The organism is Microbulbifer halophilus, assembly GCF_026183675.1.
Classification (GTDB): Bacteria; Pseudomonadota; Gammaproteobacteria; order Pseudomonadales; family Cellvibrionaceae; genus Microbulbifer; species Microbulbifer halophilus.
Genome location: NZ_JAPIVK010000010.1, coordinates 18,340 through 35,509, shown reverse-complemented (window position 1 = coordinate 35,509; position 17,170 = coordinate 18,340). Strand labels below are relative to the sequence as shown.

Annotated in this window: 10 protein-coding genes; 5 read left to right on the top strand and 5 right to left on the bottom strand. The window is 62.7% G+C overall.

Annotated features, from left to right (window positions below; translation table 11 throughout):
* Positions 1–158: 158 nt before the first annotated feature.
* The 3 genes from OQE62_RS06975 to OQE62_RS06965 form a co-directional block, all read right to left on the bottom strand.
* Positions 159–4,433 (bottom strand): hypothetical protein, encoded by a 4,275-nt coding sequence (locus OQE62_RS06975; protein WP_265721290.1) that lies wholly within the window; start codon positions 4,431–4,433, stop codon positions 159–161.
* Positions 4,434–4,646: 213 nt separating this feature from the next.
* A complete protein-coding gene (locus OQE62_RS06970; protein ID WP_265721289.1) occupies positions 4,647–7,964 on the bottom strand; it encodes a TonB-dependent receptor in 3,318 nt (1,105 codons plus the stop codon).
* A 359-nt stretch (positions 7,965–8,323) separates the two neighbouring features.
* A complete protein-coding gene (locus tag OQE62_RS06965; protein ID WP_265721288.1) occupies positions 8,324–9,223 on the bottom strand; it encodes a DMT family transporter in 900 nt (299 codons plus the stop codon).
* Between the two features lie 344 nt (positions 9,224–9,567).
* Between OQE62_RS06965 and trmL the strand changes: the two genes are divergently transcribed.
* Genes trmL through mnmC form a run of 3 tightly spaced genes read left to right on the top strand, consistent with a single transcriptional unit; the run spans position 9,568 to position 12,702 of the window.
* Positions 9,568–10,032 carry a tRNA (uridine(34)/cytosine(34)/5-carboxymethylaminomethyluridine(34)-2'-O)-methyltransferase TrmL gene (gene trmL, locus OQE62_RS06960; protein WP_265721287.1) on the top strand — a complete coding sequence of 155 codons (465 nt, stop codon included), beginning with the start codon at positions 9,568–9,570 and terminating at the stop codon, positions 10,030–10,032.
* Positions 10,033–10,049: 17 nt separating this feature from the next.
* A complete protein-coding gene (gene fldB, locus OQE62_RS06955) occupies positions 10,050–10,571 on the top strand; it encodes a flavodoxin FldB (RefSeq protein WP_265721286.1) in 522 nt (173 codons plus the stop codon).
* A 7-nt stretch (positions 10,572–10,578) separates the two neighbouring features.
* Positions 10,579–12,702 carry an FAD-dependent 5-carboxymethylaminomethyl-2-thiouridine(34) oxidoreductase MnmC gene (mnmC, locus tag OQE62_RS06950; protein WP_265721285.1) on the top strand — a complete coding sequence of 708 codons (2,124 nt, stop codon included), beginning with the start codon at positions 10,579–10,581 and terminating at the stop codon, positions 12,700–12,702.
* A gap of 253 nt (positions 12,703–12,955) precedes the next feature.
* Here mnmC and OQE62_RS06945 read toward each other — a convergent pair whose 3' ends face one another.
* Positions 12,956–13,564, bottom strand: a complete 609-nt coding sequence (locus OQE62_RS06945) for a DUF502 domain-containing protein (protein WP_265721284.1) — start codon at positions 13,562–13,564, stop codon at positions 12,956–12,958.
* An 11-nt stretch (positions 13,565–13,575) separates the two neighbouring features.
* On the opposite strand from OQE62_RS06945, the gene OQE62_RS06940 reads away from it, so the two are divergent.
* Entirely contained in the window at positions 13,576–14,370 is a 795-nt protein-coding gene (locus OQE62_RS06940) for a glutaminyl-peptide cyclotransferase (RefSeq protein WP_265721283.1), read from the top strand.
* A 128-nt stretch (positions 14,371–14,498) separates the two neighbouring features.
* On the opposite strand, the gene OQE62_RS06935 is transcribed toward OQE62_RS06940, so the two are convergent.
* On the bottom strand, positions 14,499–14,933 hold the full coding sequence (locus tag OQE62_RS06935; RefSeq protein ID WP_265721282.1) for a hypothetical protein: 435 nt from the start codon (positions 14,931–14,933) through the stop codon (positions 14,499–14,501).
* Positions 14,934–15,136: 203 nt separating this feature from the next.
* On the opposite strand from OQE62_RS06935, the gene recQ reads away from it, so the two are divergent.
* Positions 15,137–16,954: a DNA helicase RecQ gene (recQ, locus tag OQE62_RS06930; RefSeq protein WP_265721281.1), complete on the top strand. Its 1,818-nt coding sequence runs from the start codon at positions 15,137–15,139 to the stop codon at positions 16,952–16,954.
* Positions 16,955–17,170 lie beyond the last annotated feature (216 nt).

Sequence of the window (17,170 nt, the reverse complement as noted above, 5' to 3'; positions counted from 1 at the left end):
AAACAGGATGAAAGCACAGCCCCGAAAAAAACAGCCTCAAACCGGGCAGCCTTCAATCTATAGACTCACCAGCGAAAAAACAGCGACATGAATCTTTTATTGCTTTTATAAAAAAGGCCGGCATAAAGCCGGCCCATTCTCGCAAAGCGAACAGATGCTTAATTCTCGGGAATATTCCTTCCCGCTTCGAGCGGCACAAAGTAATCCAGCGCGCCGAAGTAGTTGGTATCGAGGATAAACTCCGGATCTGCGGATTGGGAGCCGGAATAATCCATGGGCGCCTCACCGAGATTGATCAGGTTCGCATCCGGATAACGTTGTTCCTGCCAGCCGTCAAATACGGTTACACCCTGGACGTCCGAATAAAAGCTTATTGCCTGCCCCAGTACCCAATCGAAGTAGTAAACATCCGCATCGGCCAGGCTGGGATCGGGAAGCATATTCTTGTTGCTGACCGCCGTCTCGCTATTGACATGGGTACTGGTTGCAAAGGCCCGGTCGATCTGTCCTACCAGATTGGGATCGCTGGAAGCTTCCTTACAGCCAAAGGCAACCTGGTTCAGGATCACTTCCTCACCCAGCAAGCTCTCGACACTCGGATCCGCGGAGAGACACTGGTCAACCAAGATATTCCCATAAAGGCCATCAAATTGGCCTGCCGTCCCCCCAACAACACTGTTATGCAGGTAGACGCCACTGCCATGGGACAGCTCTATCGCGGTACTCCCCACCTCAACCGGTTCGCACCCGAAAAAGGAACACAAATCCCCGCTTTCCGTTAGCCAGAGCGTCATATTGGCCAGGGTGGGCATGGAACGCGGCAGGTCGCTTTCGTGCCCCTCCTCGCCATTGGCGCCGCGAATCATCGGGTAATGCTGCCAGTTGCCGTCTTCATCCTGGAACAGGGGATCGAAAAAGGCAGGGTCGTTACTGGCTGCCCCGCTGGACTTGAGCAGGCCCTCGGCATAGACACCCTGCATATTGCCCCGGTAGCCGTGATTCCAGCGGATGGCACTGCCCGGTACCTTTTCGATATTGACGGAGCGCAGGTTCACCGTTCCCCCGTCGATATCGATCATCGCCCCGCCCAGGTCGAGGGCACTCCAGGTGTCGGCGCCCTCGAGATAAAGGTTCTCGAGCTTGCCGCCGCGGCCGACACTGTTCAGGTACAGCCGGTTGCTTATGATATGCAGGTTCTCCACTTCCAGGTTTCCGTGGTCGTCGTCGTAGCCGCCGTGGTAGCCAAAGTCGCCCTGGATATTGCAGACGCGGCTGCCGGGCTCGGCCATGGCTTCCGGGCACTGGTTGTTCCTGGCAAAGCCGTCCACGATCAGGTTCCCGCCCAGCGTAATGGGACCGGCAGCGTCGGGATCGGTTTCTTCGTACAGCCTCTCGCCGCCGAGCGCCACCAGTTCACCGCCCCGGGTAATATGCAGGCCGCCGCGGTTGGTCGTGCTTATATTGGCGGAGGCCTCGATACCCAGCGTAACCGGGTCCGCCTTCATGGCCTCCACCTGGGCGGTATCGGTGATCTCCAGGTGCCCCTCGCCGACCCGTACCAGGCCATTGAACAGCCAGGTTGTACGCAGTGGGTCGCGCGCCACCTCGTATTCGATTCCGTCGTGTTCCACAATATCGATAACCTGCTCGCCGCTCTCCACCGCCTCCCGGTCCGTGCCGGTATAATGGGTGAGCAGGAGATCCTCGGTCAGGGTGCCGCGAAGCCCGCAGACCGGGCGCTGCGGATGATAATCGAAGATTTCGTTACCCGTTTCATCGTCAACGTCAATTTCTGGACCCTCAACGAAATATTCCAGCACGCCCTTGAAATCACACTCCGCCGCCAGGCGGACGCCGACGGAATCGCTCCAGTCCAGGTACCAGTCGTCCATGGAATCCCGCACCGAGCCCATATAGTCGGCACCCGATTCCAGGTAGTCGGCGGCGGCGCCGGCCAGGGTGAAGTCGATGGCGCCTTCGATGGCGGGAATATCCGGGCCGGTGGCGACGAAGTTGCTATCCAGCACCGCGGCCACCTCGTAGACGCCGGCCTGGCCAGTGGTGGTATTGGCGAAGTCGAAGCCGCCGTCTTCGTCCTCCTGCGGCAGGGTGTTGTCACCGGCGTTGCAGTCCAGCACCACATTGTCGAAGTGGATCTGGCGCGGGTCCGTGTGCTGCAGGTCCGCGGTGGACTGATGGTCGATATCCAGGCAGGTATTGAAGTTCGCCACCACCGAGTTGTACAGCAGCAGGCCGGAGCCCTGCTCCAGCAGTATGGCGGTGTCGGCGCTCTCGCTGCCCTTCATGGTGACACTGGCCAGTACCGGGCGCGAGCGCGGGTCCCGGTCGTGGTCTGCACTGGTGTTGCGGCCGTGCAGGGCGTGGCCGAGGCTGCTTTCGTCCGCCTGCAATATGGCGTACTGCAGGGTGCCGCGGTAGCCGTGGCTCCACTGCACCTGGTCGCCGGTGGCCCCGGAGATCAGCAGCCGGTCGATATTCACCGCGCCGCCGTTCAGGGCCAGGCCGTCGCCGGCGGCATCGGCGATATCCAGGTTGTCGATCTGGCCGGCCGCGCTCACCTCGTTCAGGGTCAGGGCCGCCTGGCCGCTGCCGCCGTTGAGCAGGCGCAGGTACTGGATATCCACGAAGCGCTCTTGCGCCAGCGCGCAGGTTGCCGCATCGGCGCAGCTATCCGCCAGGCCATTGATGGTGAGACCGCCCCACTGGGCGCCCCGGTCCTGCGGGCGTATATCCAGCTCCACCGGGTTCTCCAGGGTACCGGCGACGGTGAAGCGCACACCGGGGTTTACCGCCAGCGAGGCATCCGCGGGCAGCCGCAGCCGGGAGGTGTCGTCCAGGGTGACTTTTTGCGGTGCCTCCAGCAGTGCCCGCTGCTGGCCGGCATCCAGGGCGCTGAAATCACGGCCCAGGGTGACATCGCCCCGAATACGCCAGGCCACCTGCTCGCCGTTGATATCGTCGTCGAAATACAGGTTCTCGGTGATTTCGCCTTGCAGTTCGCAGATGCTGTAGCTGCCGCCCTGGCCGATCTCGACGGTTTCCTCCAGCGGCGTGCCGACACCGTAGCAGGCTTCGTAGGTGAGGCTGAAATCGTAGGGGCTGCTGGGAGCCTTGGCGATCGCATTAATCCCCTCGATACCGGTGGCGGTAATCTTCAGCGCCGGGTCCAGGTCCGGGTTTGTGGTGAAGAAGTTTTCCGCCGCGGCCAGGGCATCGGCGGCGTAATCGCTGCCGTCCTCGGCGGCCGCGCTGGCGCTGTCGCAGTAGAAGACACTGTTGCTGACCGGCGAGACGCGGGTAATGCCATCGTTTACCTGCAGGCAGCCGGAGAAGCCCTGGATAACCACATTGTCCACGGCCACGTCGCCGCCGCCACTGAGGCGGATGGCATTGCCCGCCTGCCGGTCCTTGTCCACCAGAGTAAGGGTCTTCAGCACCGTGTTGCCGCCGCTCTCGCCGCGCAGGGCCGGCTCTTCATTATCGTGGTAGACGGTTCCCTTAATATCCCCGCTATAGCCGCTGTGCCAGTGTACGGCACTACCACTATTGCCAATGCTGCGAATACTGAAACCAATAGCGCCGCCGTTGAGTTCCAGGCCGGTCTTGGCGCTGTAGGCGGCGTGAGAGGCGCTACTATTCTGCAGCGGATGCGGCGCATTGAGGGTCACGGCGGCAGACGGGGCAATACCACTGGCCGGTTCACCGCCGGCCTCCATGGCCCAGCCAGCGAAGCCGGTAGCATCCAGTTGAGTATCGGTATCGGACGGAACGCCGCCGTAATACCCCCGGTCGCCCTCGATATTGCAGAAGTTTTCCGCACCGGCATTGCTGCCACAATCCGGGTGCGGCCCCACGCCGTTGACCACCACGCCGGCCCACTCGCCGGTGCCGGTGTTGTTGTCGTCGACGGATTCGATATTGGCAAACAACTGGCCGTTGCGGTGCACCACCACCATGGCGCCTTCGCGGGCGTAAAGTCTTCGTGGTCTTTGTGTGTTCACGCTGTTGCTTATGCCGTTAACAGCGAGGGCCTCGACCCGATGCATGGTATCCGCCTGCCAGTCCGCCAGGGTGGCGTAGCGCTTGCTCTCGCCGATTTCGTAGGTGCCGTCCAGCACCCACACCAGCGGCTCGAAGTTGTGGGTGCTTTTCAGGCGCACTTCGCCGCGCTGGCCCACATCGGTATCCAGCAGGCAGGCCCGGATGGGCTCGCCGTCGATGGTGACGGGATCCGTGGGGGAGCCCACCACGCCACCCACAACCACTTCGCACTGTTGCAGAGTGGTTTCCAGGGAGTCTTCCTGGGCGATATCGTCTGACATATCCCCCTCACAGCCGGCGAGCAACAGCACGCCGGCGGCCAGTAACAGGCCGCGGGGGAGTATCCGGGTTTTTGGTTTTCGTGAAAACATTGGATCACCTGGTTGTATTGGTCTTGAAAGCTGTGCCGTAGGAGCCTGCTGTGACCGCCATGGATGGCGGAATGCCGCCCAACGGAATGCCGCCCAACGAAAATGCAAATTTTGCAGGAGCTAAAATTTGTCAGGCGAATAGCTGAAGAGGCCGCTCCAACACAATCGCCTGCAAGCAGGTTCCTACAGGGGAGTTCCGTGGCTCCCGCGTTATCAGAAGCTGTAGCTGGCCTTGAGCTTGAACTTGCGCCCGGATTTGTATTTCAGGTAGGGCACACCGAATTCCTCGTATTCGTAGCTGTGTTCCTCGTCCAACAGATTTTCCGCCGATGCGGAGACAGAGAGGCCGTTCAGGAACGCTTTCTTGTAGATAAGCTTCAGGTCGCCGTAGGGCTGCTCGTATACATCGCCGAGGGCCTGGTCATAAGTGGTTATCGGGGCCACTATCGCCAGTTCCTCGCCGGTCTGGTTGAATACCAGAGTGACCTCCTGGCCGGTGTCCAGGTGGTCGTACCCCAGTTGCAGGTTGGCGATATAGTCCGGCTGGCCCTGCAGGGGCCGGTTCATTTGCTGTTCGGTGATGCCGCTCCCATCGATAAGATCAACGGAGGAGGTGATATCCGTGTAGTTGAACTGCACGAAGAGCTGGTGGCCACTATCCGCGCCCAGGGTGAATTCCCGGCGCATATCCAGCTCTACGCCCTCCACTTCCGCTTCCATGGCATTGGCAAAGGTATAGACATCGTAAACCTCGCCGCTATCGTAAAAGCGGTTTTCGATGGCGTTGTCCAGTTGCTTGCGGAACAGCGCCAGGGTTATGGACTCGGTGTCTGACGGATACCACTCCAGGCGCAGGTCCAGGTTTTCGATATCCGCTGGCTTGATCTCCGGGTTACCGCGGTACTGCTCCAGGGTTTCGACATCGTTAAAGCGGCGGGGGATCACCTCGAAGACTTCCGGCCAGTTGACCGTCTCCGACCAGGCGGCGCGGAGCTGCCAGGCATCGCTGAACATCCAGGTAAGGCCCAGGGAGGGGTTGGTGCGCTCCCGGTCCATCAGGTTGATGAGGGGTTCCGGCGAATAGGCGAACATCTCTGCATCCAGAACGAAGGTTTCCTTGCGCGCCCCCAGGTTGACCTTGAGCTTTTCCAGGATATTGGCTTCCATCAGGGCGTAGTGCGTGTTTTTCTCCAGCTCCGAGAGGTAGTCGTCACCCACCAGGCCAACATCCTGCTCCGGTGTGAGGCTGAAAGAACCTACACCCAGGATATTGCCATCTTCATTGAGGACACCGGTAATGTTCTCGGGCACAAAAACCCTGCGCGGGTCCGGAATACCGCCGCCGAAATCGGCGTTCTGATCGGTGTCCATCCTGTAGTAATAGCTGGAAAAACTGCCATCGCGGTCCCGCTGCAAACCCTGCAGGCCGGCCTTGAACAACAGGGAAACACCGCCGAGATCTTCCACCGGGAGCGCCAGGTCCAGGCGGTAACCTTCGTTTTCCTCGGTCATACTCTCCCAATTGTTGTACTGGTCACCAGCATCATTTGAAAGCTTTGCGTGGTTATCTGAACTTTCCATGCGATAGCTGTACAGACTGGCATTGGGGCGGTCATATTCCGTCTCGGCCCCCATTAACTGCCACTCCAGGTCCAGGTTGCCCAGGTAGAGGGACCAGCCGCGGTCGGCGGAGATATCCAGGCAATGAGAGCCCCACAATTGGTGGCTGACAAGCTGCTCCTCGATCCACTCGGAGCGCTGCCTGGTTACGTGCTCTGTATTCACGTTGTCGCGCAGGCCGGTTTCCTCTCCCCTGCGTAGACGCTCGGCAGCTACTTCATCAAAATCTTCCTTGTCAATACCGACATTTCCCTTGGGCAACATGGAATGCTCCAACTCACTGGAGTTGGTGGTGTGGCGCAGGACGATATTGTTGAGGCCGAGCCGGTGGTTATCGGTAATATCCCACTGCAGGTTGAGCATGGCGCTGAGATCTATTACCTGGTTGGTATCCAGGGTTTCGTTCTCGCTGTCCAAGTGCAGTACCGGCTCTGTTGTTCCGCTGCTGCCGAAACGGGTGTTTTCCTTGGTATTGCTGCTCCACTTGTTGGCATAGCGCACGGCGCCGATTGCGCCCAGGCTTTGCCGGCCCAGCTCCCAGCTATCACCGCCACTGAAACTTAAACTGGAATCGAGCTGCGCCTCGCCGTAGTTGATCCCCTTATGCGGAACGGCTTCGCCCAGGGTTTCCAGGGCGTCTGTGCTCAAGTGTCCGGAATTGTCTTTTGGATTTATATAGGCATTTCCTGTTGGCTTGAGGATATCCGGCATCTCGCGGGTGCCGTCGTCCATGCCCAACCAGTCCCGGTCGCCTTCGGTGCTGCTCATCAGCAGGTCGTCGCCGTGGCTGTCGCTGCGGGTGGCGGAGTAGGAGACCTTGAAGAAGCCCTCGTCCGGGATATCCCTGGTGCGCATATCGATATGGCCGGCGGTGGCATTCAGGGGGACATCGGCCGTGGCGTTTTTCTGCAGGCTGAGGCTCTGCATGATGCCAGCGGGGAAGATATCGAAGGGCAGGTCGCGGCGGCCCGGGTCGGTGCTGGGCAGGGAGGCGCCGTTGAACTCCACCGACTGGTAGCGGCCCTTCATGCCGCGCACCACGGCGAAGCGGTCGTCTTCCATGGAGACGCCCACCACGCGCTTGAGGGCGGAGCTGACCATGGAATCGTCGAAGCGGGCTATCTGGGTGAAGTCGATGCTGTCCACCACGGAGGAGGAGATGCGCTCCAGTTCAATGGGGTTGCTCTCGATGTAGCGGCCCACCACCTGTACTTCCTCGATGGCGGGGCTGGCGGGGGCGTTTGCCAATGCATCGCTGTCCGGGGCCGCGCTCATCTGCACATCCACCGCCAGGTTCATGCGGGGCAGTACGCGCAGGCCGGTGAGGCGGCTGGAGCGGTATTCGTCGTGGTCCAGTTGCAGTTCGTAGACGCCGGGGGGCAGTTGCAGCTCGAAGTTGCCGTAGCGGTCGGTGACGGCCTGCACCTCGCCGTTCACCACCTGCACGGTGGCATTGCGCACAGGGGCCTGGTTGTCTTTGCGCAGTACGGTGCCCTGGATCAGGCCGGGGGCCAGGTCTTCGCCCTCGCCGGGGGCGATCATTGCGGCATCGCCGCTGCTTGCCTCGAAGCGGGCAAGGTCCACCCGCTGCAGGGATTTGGTGGATTCGCCGCTGGCGGAGGCGCGGTTGATGGTGATCACCGCCGCTTCATCGGCGGAGACGGCAAATTCGTAGGGAATGGTTTCGCCATCGATGCGCAGCCGCAGGCTGTGGCGGCCGCCGTCCACGTCTTCGTGCCAGAAGCTCTCCCCTGCCCCGCTGCTGCCGATGGCTTCGCCATCCAGCAGCACTTCCGTCACCGCGGCCGGCCGGCCGTCGACAAACGCATCCAGTTTAATGGCGGCCGCCTGCCCCTGGCTGGCCACGGCCATGCCAATGGCGCTGCATAGCAGCCGCTTTGAAACCGTCAATCCCATATTGTCCCCCGCTCTAAGGCTAAGAAAATAAAAAGAAAAAGTGATGTCAGCGGCCGGTGTTTTCCCCCGCCGGCTTCAGATAGGCGCAAAGACGCCACACGGGCACTCCCCGTATCCAACGCTTCAAGAGACGTAACTGGCGGCGAATGGCGACAGGGATTAGATGAAGGTTTGGAGAAGGTTTTGTGACGGTGGGTGCGGCGCTCCATTCGGGCCACGAGATTTTTCCGGCCGCCCTCTCCCCGTGGGAGAGGGCGGCCTGCCCCGGACTTGATCCGGGGGAGAGGGGCGACTGGTTGCTGGCACCGGGTGTGATCCGGGAATAAGTGGGCGGGAGGCGCCGGTGGAAGCCGCTAACCGCCAACCGCCCGCCGGGGAGCAGCCGCCCCGGAGTAGATGGAGATACAGATTCCGATAACGGCCATAAGCATCCCGAGCAGCGACCAGAGGCCCAGGGGTTCTCCCAGGATTGAGAAAGCCAGTATCCCGGCAAGCAGGGGAGTACTCATTCCTATCACACTGTGAATCATCGGTGGAAGTTTTTCAGACACGGCACCGTTGAGATAGTTGGGAAGGGCAGTGGCTATGATGCCCAGCAATACCAGAACGACACAGTTGAAGAGATCCACTCTCTGGGAGGAAATATCCCTGAAGGCGAAGAACAGGAGCAGGACGATACCGGTCATGAACGTCATCTGGTTGATACCGGCCAGGTTGGGCCTCCCACCCGATTGCGCCTTCTTCCAGATGGCATACGAAAAGCTGGCACGCACTGTTGCTGCCGCCAGCGCAAACCCGCCGCCCAGCAGGAGATCCTTGGCACTGTAGTTTAAACTGGCCTGGTTGCCCGCAAACAGATATATCCCCACGCCAAAAAACGCCACCAGAAAACCGACAACCTCGCCGGGCACTATGCTCTCTCCTCCTGCCACTCGCCACACCATGGTTATCAGCGGGGTAAACGCTATCAACAATGCGGCCAGTGCGACCGGTGCATGCAGGAAGGAGAGGGTTGCAAAGAGGTAATAGGCCGTCATCAGTCCAGACAGAAAGAAGTCGGGCCAACCAATACGCGATTGCGGCAGCAAGCTTGTGCTCCGGCCGGCAAAAGGGATCAAAGAGAACGAAAAGGCAACCAGAAAACGCCCCCAGACGATCATCCACACGGTCATCTCCTGCACTGCCTTCACAAAAATCCCGGTTGTCGCCCAGAGAAAGGCGCAGAGGATGCTGAGGAGAATCATTTTTTTCATATTACCGCCCTGGGGAGATGGGGCTCGCCATTCTATCGGCAGGTCAAGGGGATGGGAATGAGGGGCCGTTATGCTGATGGTGGCCACCGCCGGCCGCCCTCTCCCCCGGCCCCTCTCCCGGTGGGAGAGGGGAGCTATGTCGGAGATATTCAGGGCGGATCTACCCACCGGGTTTTGTTAAGGCTCATACCAGTCCCCTCTCCCTCCGGGAGAGGGTTAGGGAGAGGGCCGGTTAACGGCGCCACTGCGGCCCGACTCGCCCCGCCCCTGCAGAGCCCCCCACACCGCGTTATAATGCGCTCCCACTGTTTGCCGGCCCGCGGTGGCCGGCCCTAAGGCGCCCGATGTTCAAGATTGTTCTCTACCAACCGGAAATCGCCCCCAACACCGGCAATATCATCCGCCTCTGCGCCAATACCGGCGCGGAGCTGCACCTGATCGAGCCACTGGGGTTTGCGATGGACGACAAGCGGCTGCGCCGCGCCGGGCTGGATTACGGCGAGTACAGCCGCGTGGCACGCCACCGGGACTGGGCGGCGTTTGTGGCGGCGGAGCGGCCGGCGCGGGTGCTGGCGCTCTCCACGAAAGGCAGCCGCAACCACGCGGAGATCGGTTTCCGGCCGGACGATGCCATCGTCTTCGGCCCGGAGACCCGGGGCCTGCCGGATGACTTCCTGGAACAGGTGGGCCCGGAACACACGTTGCGCATCCCGATGCGCGCCGAGAGCCGCAGTATCAACCTGTCCAATGCGGCCGCGATTGTCATTTACGAGGCCTGGCGACAATTCGATTTCGCCGGCGCCCGCTGATCGAGACCTTTTTCACCATGCTTGCACCCATCGGACTCTTTTATGGTTCCAGCACCTGTTACACCGAAATGGCGGCAGAGAAGATCTGCGATCGCATCGGTGCCGAGTGGATCGATATCCACAATGTGGCCGAAGACGATATCGCCCTGGCGGAACAGTACGACTTTCTGATCTTCGGTATCCCCACCTGGGACTACGGCGAGCTGCAGGAAGACTGGGAGGAGATCTGGGACGAGCTGGCACAACTGAACCTGGACGGCAAGACGGTGGCGCTCTACGGCCTGGGCGACCAGGAGGGTTATCCGCAGTGGTTCCAGGATGCAATCGGCTACCTGCACGCACAATTGCTGGCCTGCGGTGCCCGCGCCGTGGGTTACTGGCCGGCAGATGGCTACGAGTTCGAGGAGTCCAAGGGGCTGACCGCCGATGGCAGCCAGTTTGTGGGCCTGGCGCTGGACGACGAGAACGAATTCGATCTCAGCGAGGAGCGTATCGACCAGTGGTGCACGCAGGTGATGCGCCAGTTCGGGCTGCAGTAGTAGCGGGATGAGCGACGACCGATTGCACGCGGAGATCGAGTGGCGCGAAGACGGCCAGCCGCTGTCGCGCGCTTTTGACGATGTCTATTTCTCCGGCGGCTCTTCTCCGCAGGAGGGCCTCGAGGAAACCCGCTACGTCTTCCTGCAACAGAACCGCCTGCCGGAGCGCTTTGCCGCGCTCGCCGACGGCGATGTGTTCACCATCGGCGAAACCGGCTTCGGCACCGGCCTGAACTTTCTCGCCGCCCGGGATTTGTGGCGGCAATCCGCCCCAACCGGCGCGCGACTGCACTTTGTCTCGGTGGAGAAGTTCCCGCTGCACCGGGGCGACCTGGAGCGCGCCCTGGCGCTGTGGCCGCAACTGCAGCCGCTGGCCGGGCAACTGCTGGAACAGTACCCGCCCTTTTGCGCCCGCGGCGTGCACCGGCTGCAGTTCGGCCCCGTGAGTCTGACCCTGGCCATCGGCGAGGCGAGCGAGGCCTTTGCCGGCCTTCGGCTGGGGGACAACCACCGGGATCGCAACGTCGACGCCTGGTTCCTGGACGGCTTCGCCCCGGCCAAAAACCCGGCTATGTGGACGCCGGCGCTGTTCGAAAATATCGCCGCACTGAGCCAGCCGGGCGCAACCTTCGCGACCTTCACCTGCGCCGGGATCGTAAAACGCGGACTGAAAGGTGCCGGCTTTGCATTGCAGAAAGTGCCGGGGTTCGGGCGCAAGCGGGAGATGTTGCGGGGGCGGCTGAAGGAAACGGGTGAACCGCGAATAGCGTCGACGCCCTGGCACCTGCCTTCGGGATCAAAGTCCCCCTCTCCCTTGGAGAGAGGAGCCGGGGGAGAGGGAGAGCCCAAAGCCCAATCAATCGCCATCATCGGCGCCGGCATCGCCGGCGCCACCACCGCCCGCGCCCTCGCGGAACGCGGGCACCGGGTCACCGTCTTCGAACAGGGCCCGGGGCCCGCCGCCGGCGCCTCCGGCAACGACCAGGGTATCCTTTACGCCAAACTCTCCCCCAAACCCGGCCCCAATGGCGATTTCAACCTGCACGCGCTGATGTTTGCGCAGCGCTATTACCGGCGGCAGTGCCCGCAGTCGGTGCATCTCGACGGTTTGCTGCAGTTGGCGCAGTCGGGAAAAGAGACGGGCCTGCAGGGGCAGATTGACGATTTGCTGCAACAACACGGGGCGAGGGCGTTGGCGCAGCGCGTGGATGCGGCCGGGGCCAGCGAGATTGCCGGGCTGCCGCTGGAATTCGGGGGGCTGTATTTTCCGCAAGCGGGGTGGCTGGAGCCCAGGCGGGTCTGTGCGGCGCTGCTGGAGCACGAGAATATCGAACTCCGCTGCAATACCCGAATTGAAAGCCTGGAACATGGCAAGGACGGCTGGCAACTGCACGGTACCCCTGCCGGGAACGCCGAGCCCCAGCTCGGCAAAGCGCTGGTGGAGCCGGCGCGCGCCCACCCCGATGCCGAGCTGGGGCTCGGCGTTCCCGGCGGCAGCTTCCGTGCAGATACCGTGATCATCTGCACCGCCAACGCCATCCGTCGGTTCCCCCAGACCGCCGCCCTGCCCCTGCGCCCCATTCGCGGCCAGGTATCCGGCGCTGTGGCCACCGATTATTCCCGCAGGTTGCAGACCGCCCTCTGCGGCGAGGGCTACCTGATCCCCGGCGCCAGTGGCCACCAAAGTTTCGGCGCCAGCTTCAAGCTAAAGGATACGGATACGGCGCTGCGGGACAGGGAGCACCGGGAAAACCTGGAGACCCTGGCGGCGCTGCTGCCCGAAATGGCGGCGGAATTTGCCGCGCAACCACTCACCGGCCGCGCGGCACTGCGGGCGGCCACGCCGGACTACCTGCCCATGGCCGGGCCGGTACCGGACTGGGATTCCATCGCCAGCACCTACGCCGAGCTGCGCAAGAACCGCAAATTCCTGATTCCGCAGAGGGCGCATTACCAGCCGAATCTTTTTGTACTCGGCGGCCTGGGCTCGCGGGGATTTACCTACGCGCCGCTGGCGGCGGAACTGTTGGCGGCATGGGTTGGCGGGGAGGTGTTGCCGGTGCCTGTGGAGCTGGCCAAAGCGCTGCACCCGGCGCGGTTTGCGGTGAGGGATTTGGGGAAAAACCGCTAGCACGGCGCACCCTACGCGGGGTTCTGCTCCGGTGCCAACGACCAGGCGCCCCTCTCCCTAACCCTCTCCCGGCGGGAGAGGGGACTGGCTCAATGGTTCTAGAGGGCTGGGTGGAAAATATCTCCCCAAATGCCAGAAACAGAGCTCCCCTCTCCCACTGGGAGAGGGGCCGGGGGAGAGGGCCGGTTCGGTGCCCCATCGGCAATTTGCGACCCCATCAACCACCCTCTCCCGGAGGGAGATGGGAACCAACTCATCGGGCCAACAGCGCCGCGCTGCCAGAACCACAGGCGACCACGGATTTCATCGCCGCCTCCACCGATACATCCGGCAGTATCTCCACACAGCTGCCGGGCACGTGGTAGACGAACCCGGAGGTGGGCACCGGCGCAGTGGGGACGTAGACAGTGAAGTCGCCGTTTTCGTGGCGGGAGGTGACAATGGCGGTGACCGACAGTGGCGTTTCCGGGCCGTGGATACGCACCCGCGCCACTGGGCCGGCCAGCACACCCTCGCCACCGCCGCTGCCGATAAACTGCAGCACCAGGTCCTTGATGGTGTTGTAGCCGGGCGCCAGCCGGCCCAGCCAGTGATCCAGGTGCCGGTGCGCCCAGCGGCCGACACTGGTCTTCACCAGCAGGCCGATCAGGAAACAGCCACCCAGGATCAGCGCTATCACCACCAGGCGCGCGAGGGTATCCTTGAACTCGGTGTGCGATTCCAGCCAGGCCACTACCGGCGCCAGCAGTTCGCTGACCTGGCCGAACAGCCACTGGAACAACAGGATGAAGATGGCGATGGGCAACACCACCGCCAGGCCCCCCAGCAGGGTCAGGGTGACAAATGTTTTTACTCGGTTCATGGTCTTATCGGATGCAATGCCTGCAAATACACAAATGGAGTTTACTGCTGCTCGCCCTGCTCCCCTTCGAGCTGGCAGCGCAAGCGCCGCTGGCGGATACCCCCTATGAAATCCTGGAAGAGCGCGAGCGCCCCGGCGATCACTTTACCCAGGGGCTCTATTTCGACGGCGAGCGCTGGTGGGAGAGCAGCGGCCGCTATCGGCAATCCTGGCTGGCCGAGTATACCGACCCCACCGCCAATCCCCTACGCCGCAAATGGCTGGCTGCGAACCGCTTCGCAGAAGGCCTGACCGTGCTGGGAGACAAGCTCTACCTGCTCACTTACCGGGCCGGCGAGTTACAACGCTACAAACGCAGCGACCTGTCCCCGCTGGGCAGCCTCCGCTACAGGGGCCAGGGCTGGGGGCTGACCAGCGACGGCGAACAGTTGATCATGAGCGACGGCAGCGACGAACTGACCTTCCGCGACCCGGAAACCTTCGAGATACAGCGCCGCCTGAAAGTGCACGGCGGCGATCGCCGCTGGTCGCAATTGAATGAACTGGAATACGCCCACGGACTGGTCTGGGCCAATATCTGGCAGACCCCCCTGATCATCGCCATAGACCCCGAAAGCGGCGCCGTGCGGCAGCAGATCAACCTGGAAGAACTCGCCCCCCAATCGCAAAACCCCGACGCAGTCGCCAACGGCATCGCCTGGGACAGGGAGCGGAACGGGCTCTGGGTGACGGGGAAGTTCTGGCCGGTGTTGTATCTGATTCGGCCGGAGGGGTTTGGGGAGAGTTCTGGTGGGGAGGCTACTTAACCTTCAGCGGCCCCCCAACCGGCCCTCTCCCTAACCCTCTCCCGGAGGGAGAGGGGACCTGCTTGGTGGTAGTAGGTAGCTCAGGGGAGAGGGCGGCCGAAGCGGTCACCATCAACACAAACAGCCCCTCACCCCCGATAAAAATCAATCACCGTCAACACCCCACCCCCACGCACACGGTCCAGCGCCGCGCCGGAGATTTCCAGGCGGAAACCGTGGCCCTGGCGTTGGAGTTCGACGCCTTCCATGCCGGCGGCGCCGCTGTAGAGCATGGCGTGTTCGCCGTCGCCGCTGCGCCACTGGACGCCTTCTACCTTCTCCATTCCCGGCAGGTCCAGGGTGAGTGTCTCCAGGTCCGCCGGCAGCGGGCGCAGCTCCAGCCGCGCGATACCGCTGGCGGTGGCAATGGAGAACGCCAGTTGGTGCTCCGGGGCGGGCTGCCAGCCCAGGTGGGTGTCGGCCAGGGCCGACTGGACCAGCGTCTGGGGGGAAGTGGTCACGCATCCTGCGGTCCCCAGGGTTCCCGATACCAACAGCAAAGACAGTATTATTGAAGTGCGCATAGCCTTTTCCTTGGGGACCCGCTGAACAGGCGTCTCAACCGGCCCCGGCCTATCACTGTTGTGCCGCCGATTATAGGCGGGCCAGCTTCGACCATGGACGTAATTCCTGCCATTTTTGTGAAATATTTCTGTCAAATCAATGGTCGGAAATGCCAGATCCCTGCCGGATTCTGCAAGGCACAGGCCTGATATACTCCGCCCCCATGACTTCTCCCCAGCATATTCTCGAACACGTTTTCGGCTACGCCGACTTCCGCGGCCCGCAGCGGCAGGTCATCGACACCCTGATGGCCGGCAGCGATGCCCTGGTGCTGATGCCCACCGGCGGCGGCAAATCCCTCTGCTACCAGATCCCGGCGCTGGCGCGGCCCGGTTGCGGCGTGGTGATCTCGCCGCTGATCGCGCTGATGCAGGACCAGGTGGAGGCCCTGCAGGCCGCCGGCGTACGCGCCGCCTTCCTGAACTCGTCGCTGCCCTTCCACGAGGCCCGGGATATCGAGTCGGCCCTGCTCGCGGGTGACCTCGACCTGCTCTATCTGGCGCCGGAGCGGCTGTTGCAGCCGCGCACCCTGGAACTGCTGGGGCAGGCGACGCTGTCGCTGTTCGCCATCGACGAGGCCCACTGCGTGTCCCAGTGGGGCCACGATTTCCGCGCGGACTACCTGTATCTCAACTGCCTGCACGAGCGCTTTCCGGCGATACCGCGCATCGCCCTGACCGCCACTGCCGACGGGCGCACCCGCGGCGAGATCGCCCGGCGCCTGGACCTGGAATCGGCCGAGCACTTCGTCAGCAGCTTCGACCGGCCCAATATCCAGTACCGCATCGCGCAGAAGAACAACCCGCGCCGCCAGTTGCTGCAGTTCCTGAAGGACGAGCAGCAGGGCAACGCCGGTATCGTCTACTGCCTGTCTCGCAGCAAGGTGGAAAGCACCGCCGACTGGCTGTGCCAGCAGGGGTTCAAGGCCCTCCCCTACCACGCCGGCCTGCCGGCGGAGGTGCGCGCCGACCACCAGCGGCGCTTCCTGCGCGAGGACGGCGTGATCGTGGTCGCCACCATCGCCTTCGGCATGGGCATCGACAAACCGGATGTGCGTTTCGTGGCCCACCTGGACCTGCCCAAGAGCGTGGAGGCCTACTACCAGGAAACCGGCCGCGCCGGGCGCGACGGCGAGCCCTCCACGGCGCTGCTGCTGTACGGCCTGGAGGATGTGGTGAAGCTGGGGCAGATGGCGGCCATGTCCGAGGGCAGCGAGGAGCACAAGCGCGCCGAGCGCAACCGACTCAACGCCATGCTGGGCCTGTGCGAGATCACCAGCTGCCGCCGCCGCGCGCTGCTGCGCTACTTCGCCGAGGAGCTGGGGGAAGACTGCGGCAACTGCGACACCTGCCTGGAACCGCCGCAGACCTGGGACGGCACCCAGGCCGCGGCCAAGCTGTTGTCCTGCGTCTACCGCACCGGCCAGCGCTTCGGCGCCGCGCATGTGATCGACGTGCTGCGGGGCTCGGAGAACGAGAAGGTGCGCAAATTCAACCACGACCAGGTTTCCACCTATGGTATCGGCAAGGAACTCTCCGCCAACGAGTGGCGGGGCGTGGTGCGCCAGTTGGTGGTGCGCGACTACCTGGAAGTGGAGGGCGAATTCCAGGGCCTGCGCCTGACACAGGCCTGCCGCCCGCTGCTGCGCGGCGAGGAGAGTATCCAGTTGCGCAAACTGCCCGCGCAGACCAGGGGCGCCGGCGCCGAACCCAGGCGCGGCGCCCCACCGGCGGAAATACTCCCCGCCGACGAACCCCTGTGGGAGGCCCTGCGCGCCTGCCGCAAACGCATCGCCGACGAACAGGGCGTGCCGCCCTACGTGGTCTTCCACGACGCCACCCTCCGCGGCATGGTCGCTGCCCGACCACAGACCCCGGACCAGTTGCTGGCGGTTTCCGGTGTGGGGGACAGCAAGCTGGAGCGGTTCGGGGAGGATTTTCTGGGGGTGTTGCGGGAGTTTGATACCGCCATAAACGGTTAATATATTTAACATACAGAACGAAAAGCTCCCCTCTCCCACCGGGAGAGGGGCCGGGGAGAGGGCCGGTTCGATGGCACCATCTGCATTAGTGGCCCCATCAGCCACCCTCTCCCCTAGCCCCTCTCCCGAAGGGAGAGGGGAACCGGCTCAACGACAACCGAACAATCATTCAACTATTGTAAATTTTATTAACCACCCCTAGACTCCTCTCAAACA

Excerpts from the sequence above, each read along its gene's own strand:
- OQE62_RS06965 (WP_265721288.1), bottom strand. The coding sequence starts at position 9,223 with ATGAAAAAAATGATTCTCCTCAGCATCCTCTGCGCCTTTCTCTGGGCG.
- mnmC (WP_265721285.1), top strand. The coding sequence starts at position 10,579 with ATGAGCGACGACCGATTGCACGCGGAGATCGAGTGGCGCGAAGACGGC.
- recQ (WP_265721281.1), top strand. The coding sequence starts at position 15,137 with ATGACTTCTCCCCAGCATATTCTCGAACACGTTTTCGGCTACGCCGAC.
- trmL (WP_265721287.1), top strand. The coding sequence starts at position 9,568 with ATGTTCAAGATTGTTCTCTACCAACCGGAAATCGCCCCCAACACCGGC.
- OQE62_RS06975 (WP_265721290.1), bottom strand. The coding sequence starts at position 4,433 with ATGTTTTCACGAAAACCAAAAACCCGGATACTCCCCCGCGGCCTGTTA.
- OQE62_RS06940 (WP_265721283.1), top strand. The coding sequence starts at position 13,576 with ATGCAATGCCTGCAAATACACAAATGGAGTTTACTGCTGCTCGCCCTG.
- fldB (WP_265721286.1), top strand. The coding sequence starts at position 10,050 with ATGCTTGCACCCATCGGACTCTTTTATGGTTCCAGCACCTGTTACACC.
- OQE62_RS06935 (WP_265721282.1), bottom strand. The coding sequence starts at position 14,933 with ATGCGCACTTCAATAATACTGTCTTTGCTGTTGGTATCGGGAACCCTG.
- OQE62_RS06945 (WP_265721284.1), bottom strand. The coding sequence starts at position 13,564 with ATGAACCGAGTAAAAACATTTGTCACCCTGACCCTGCTGGGGGGCCTG.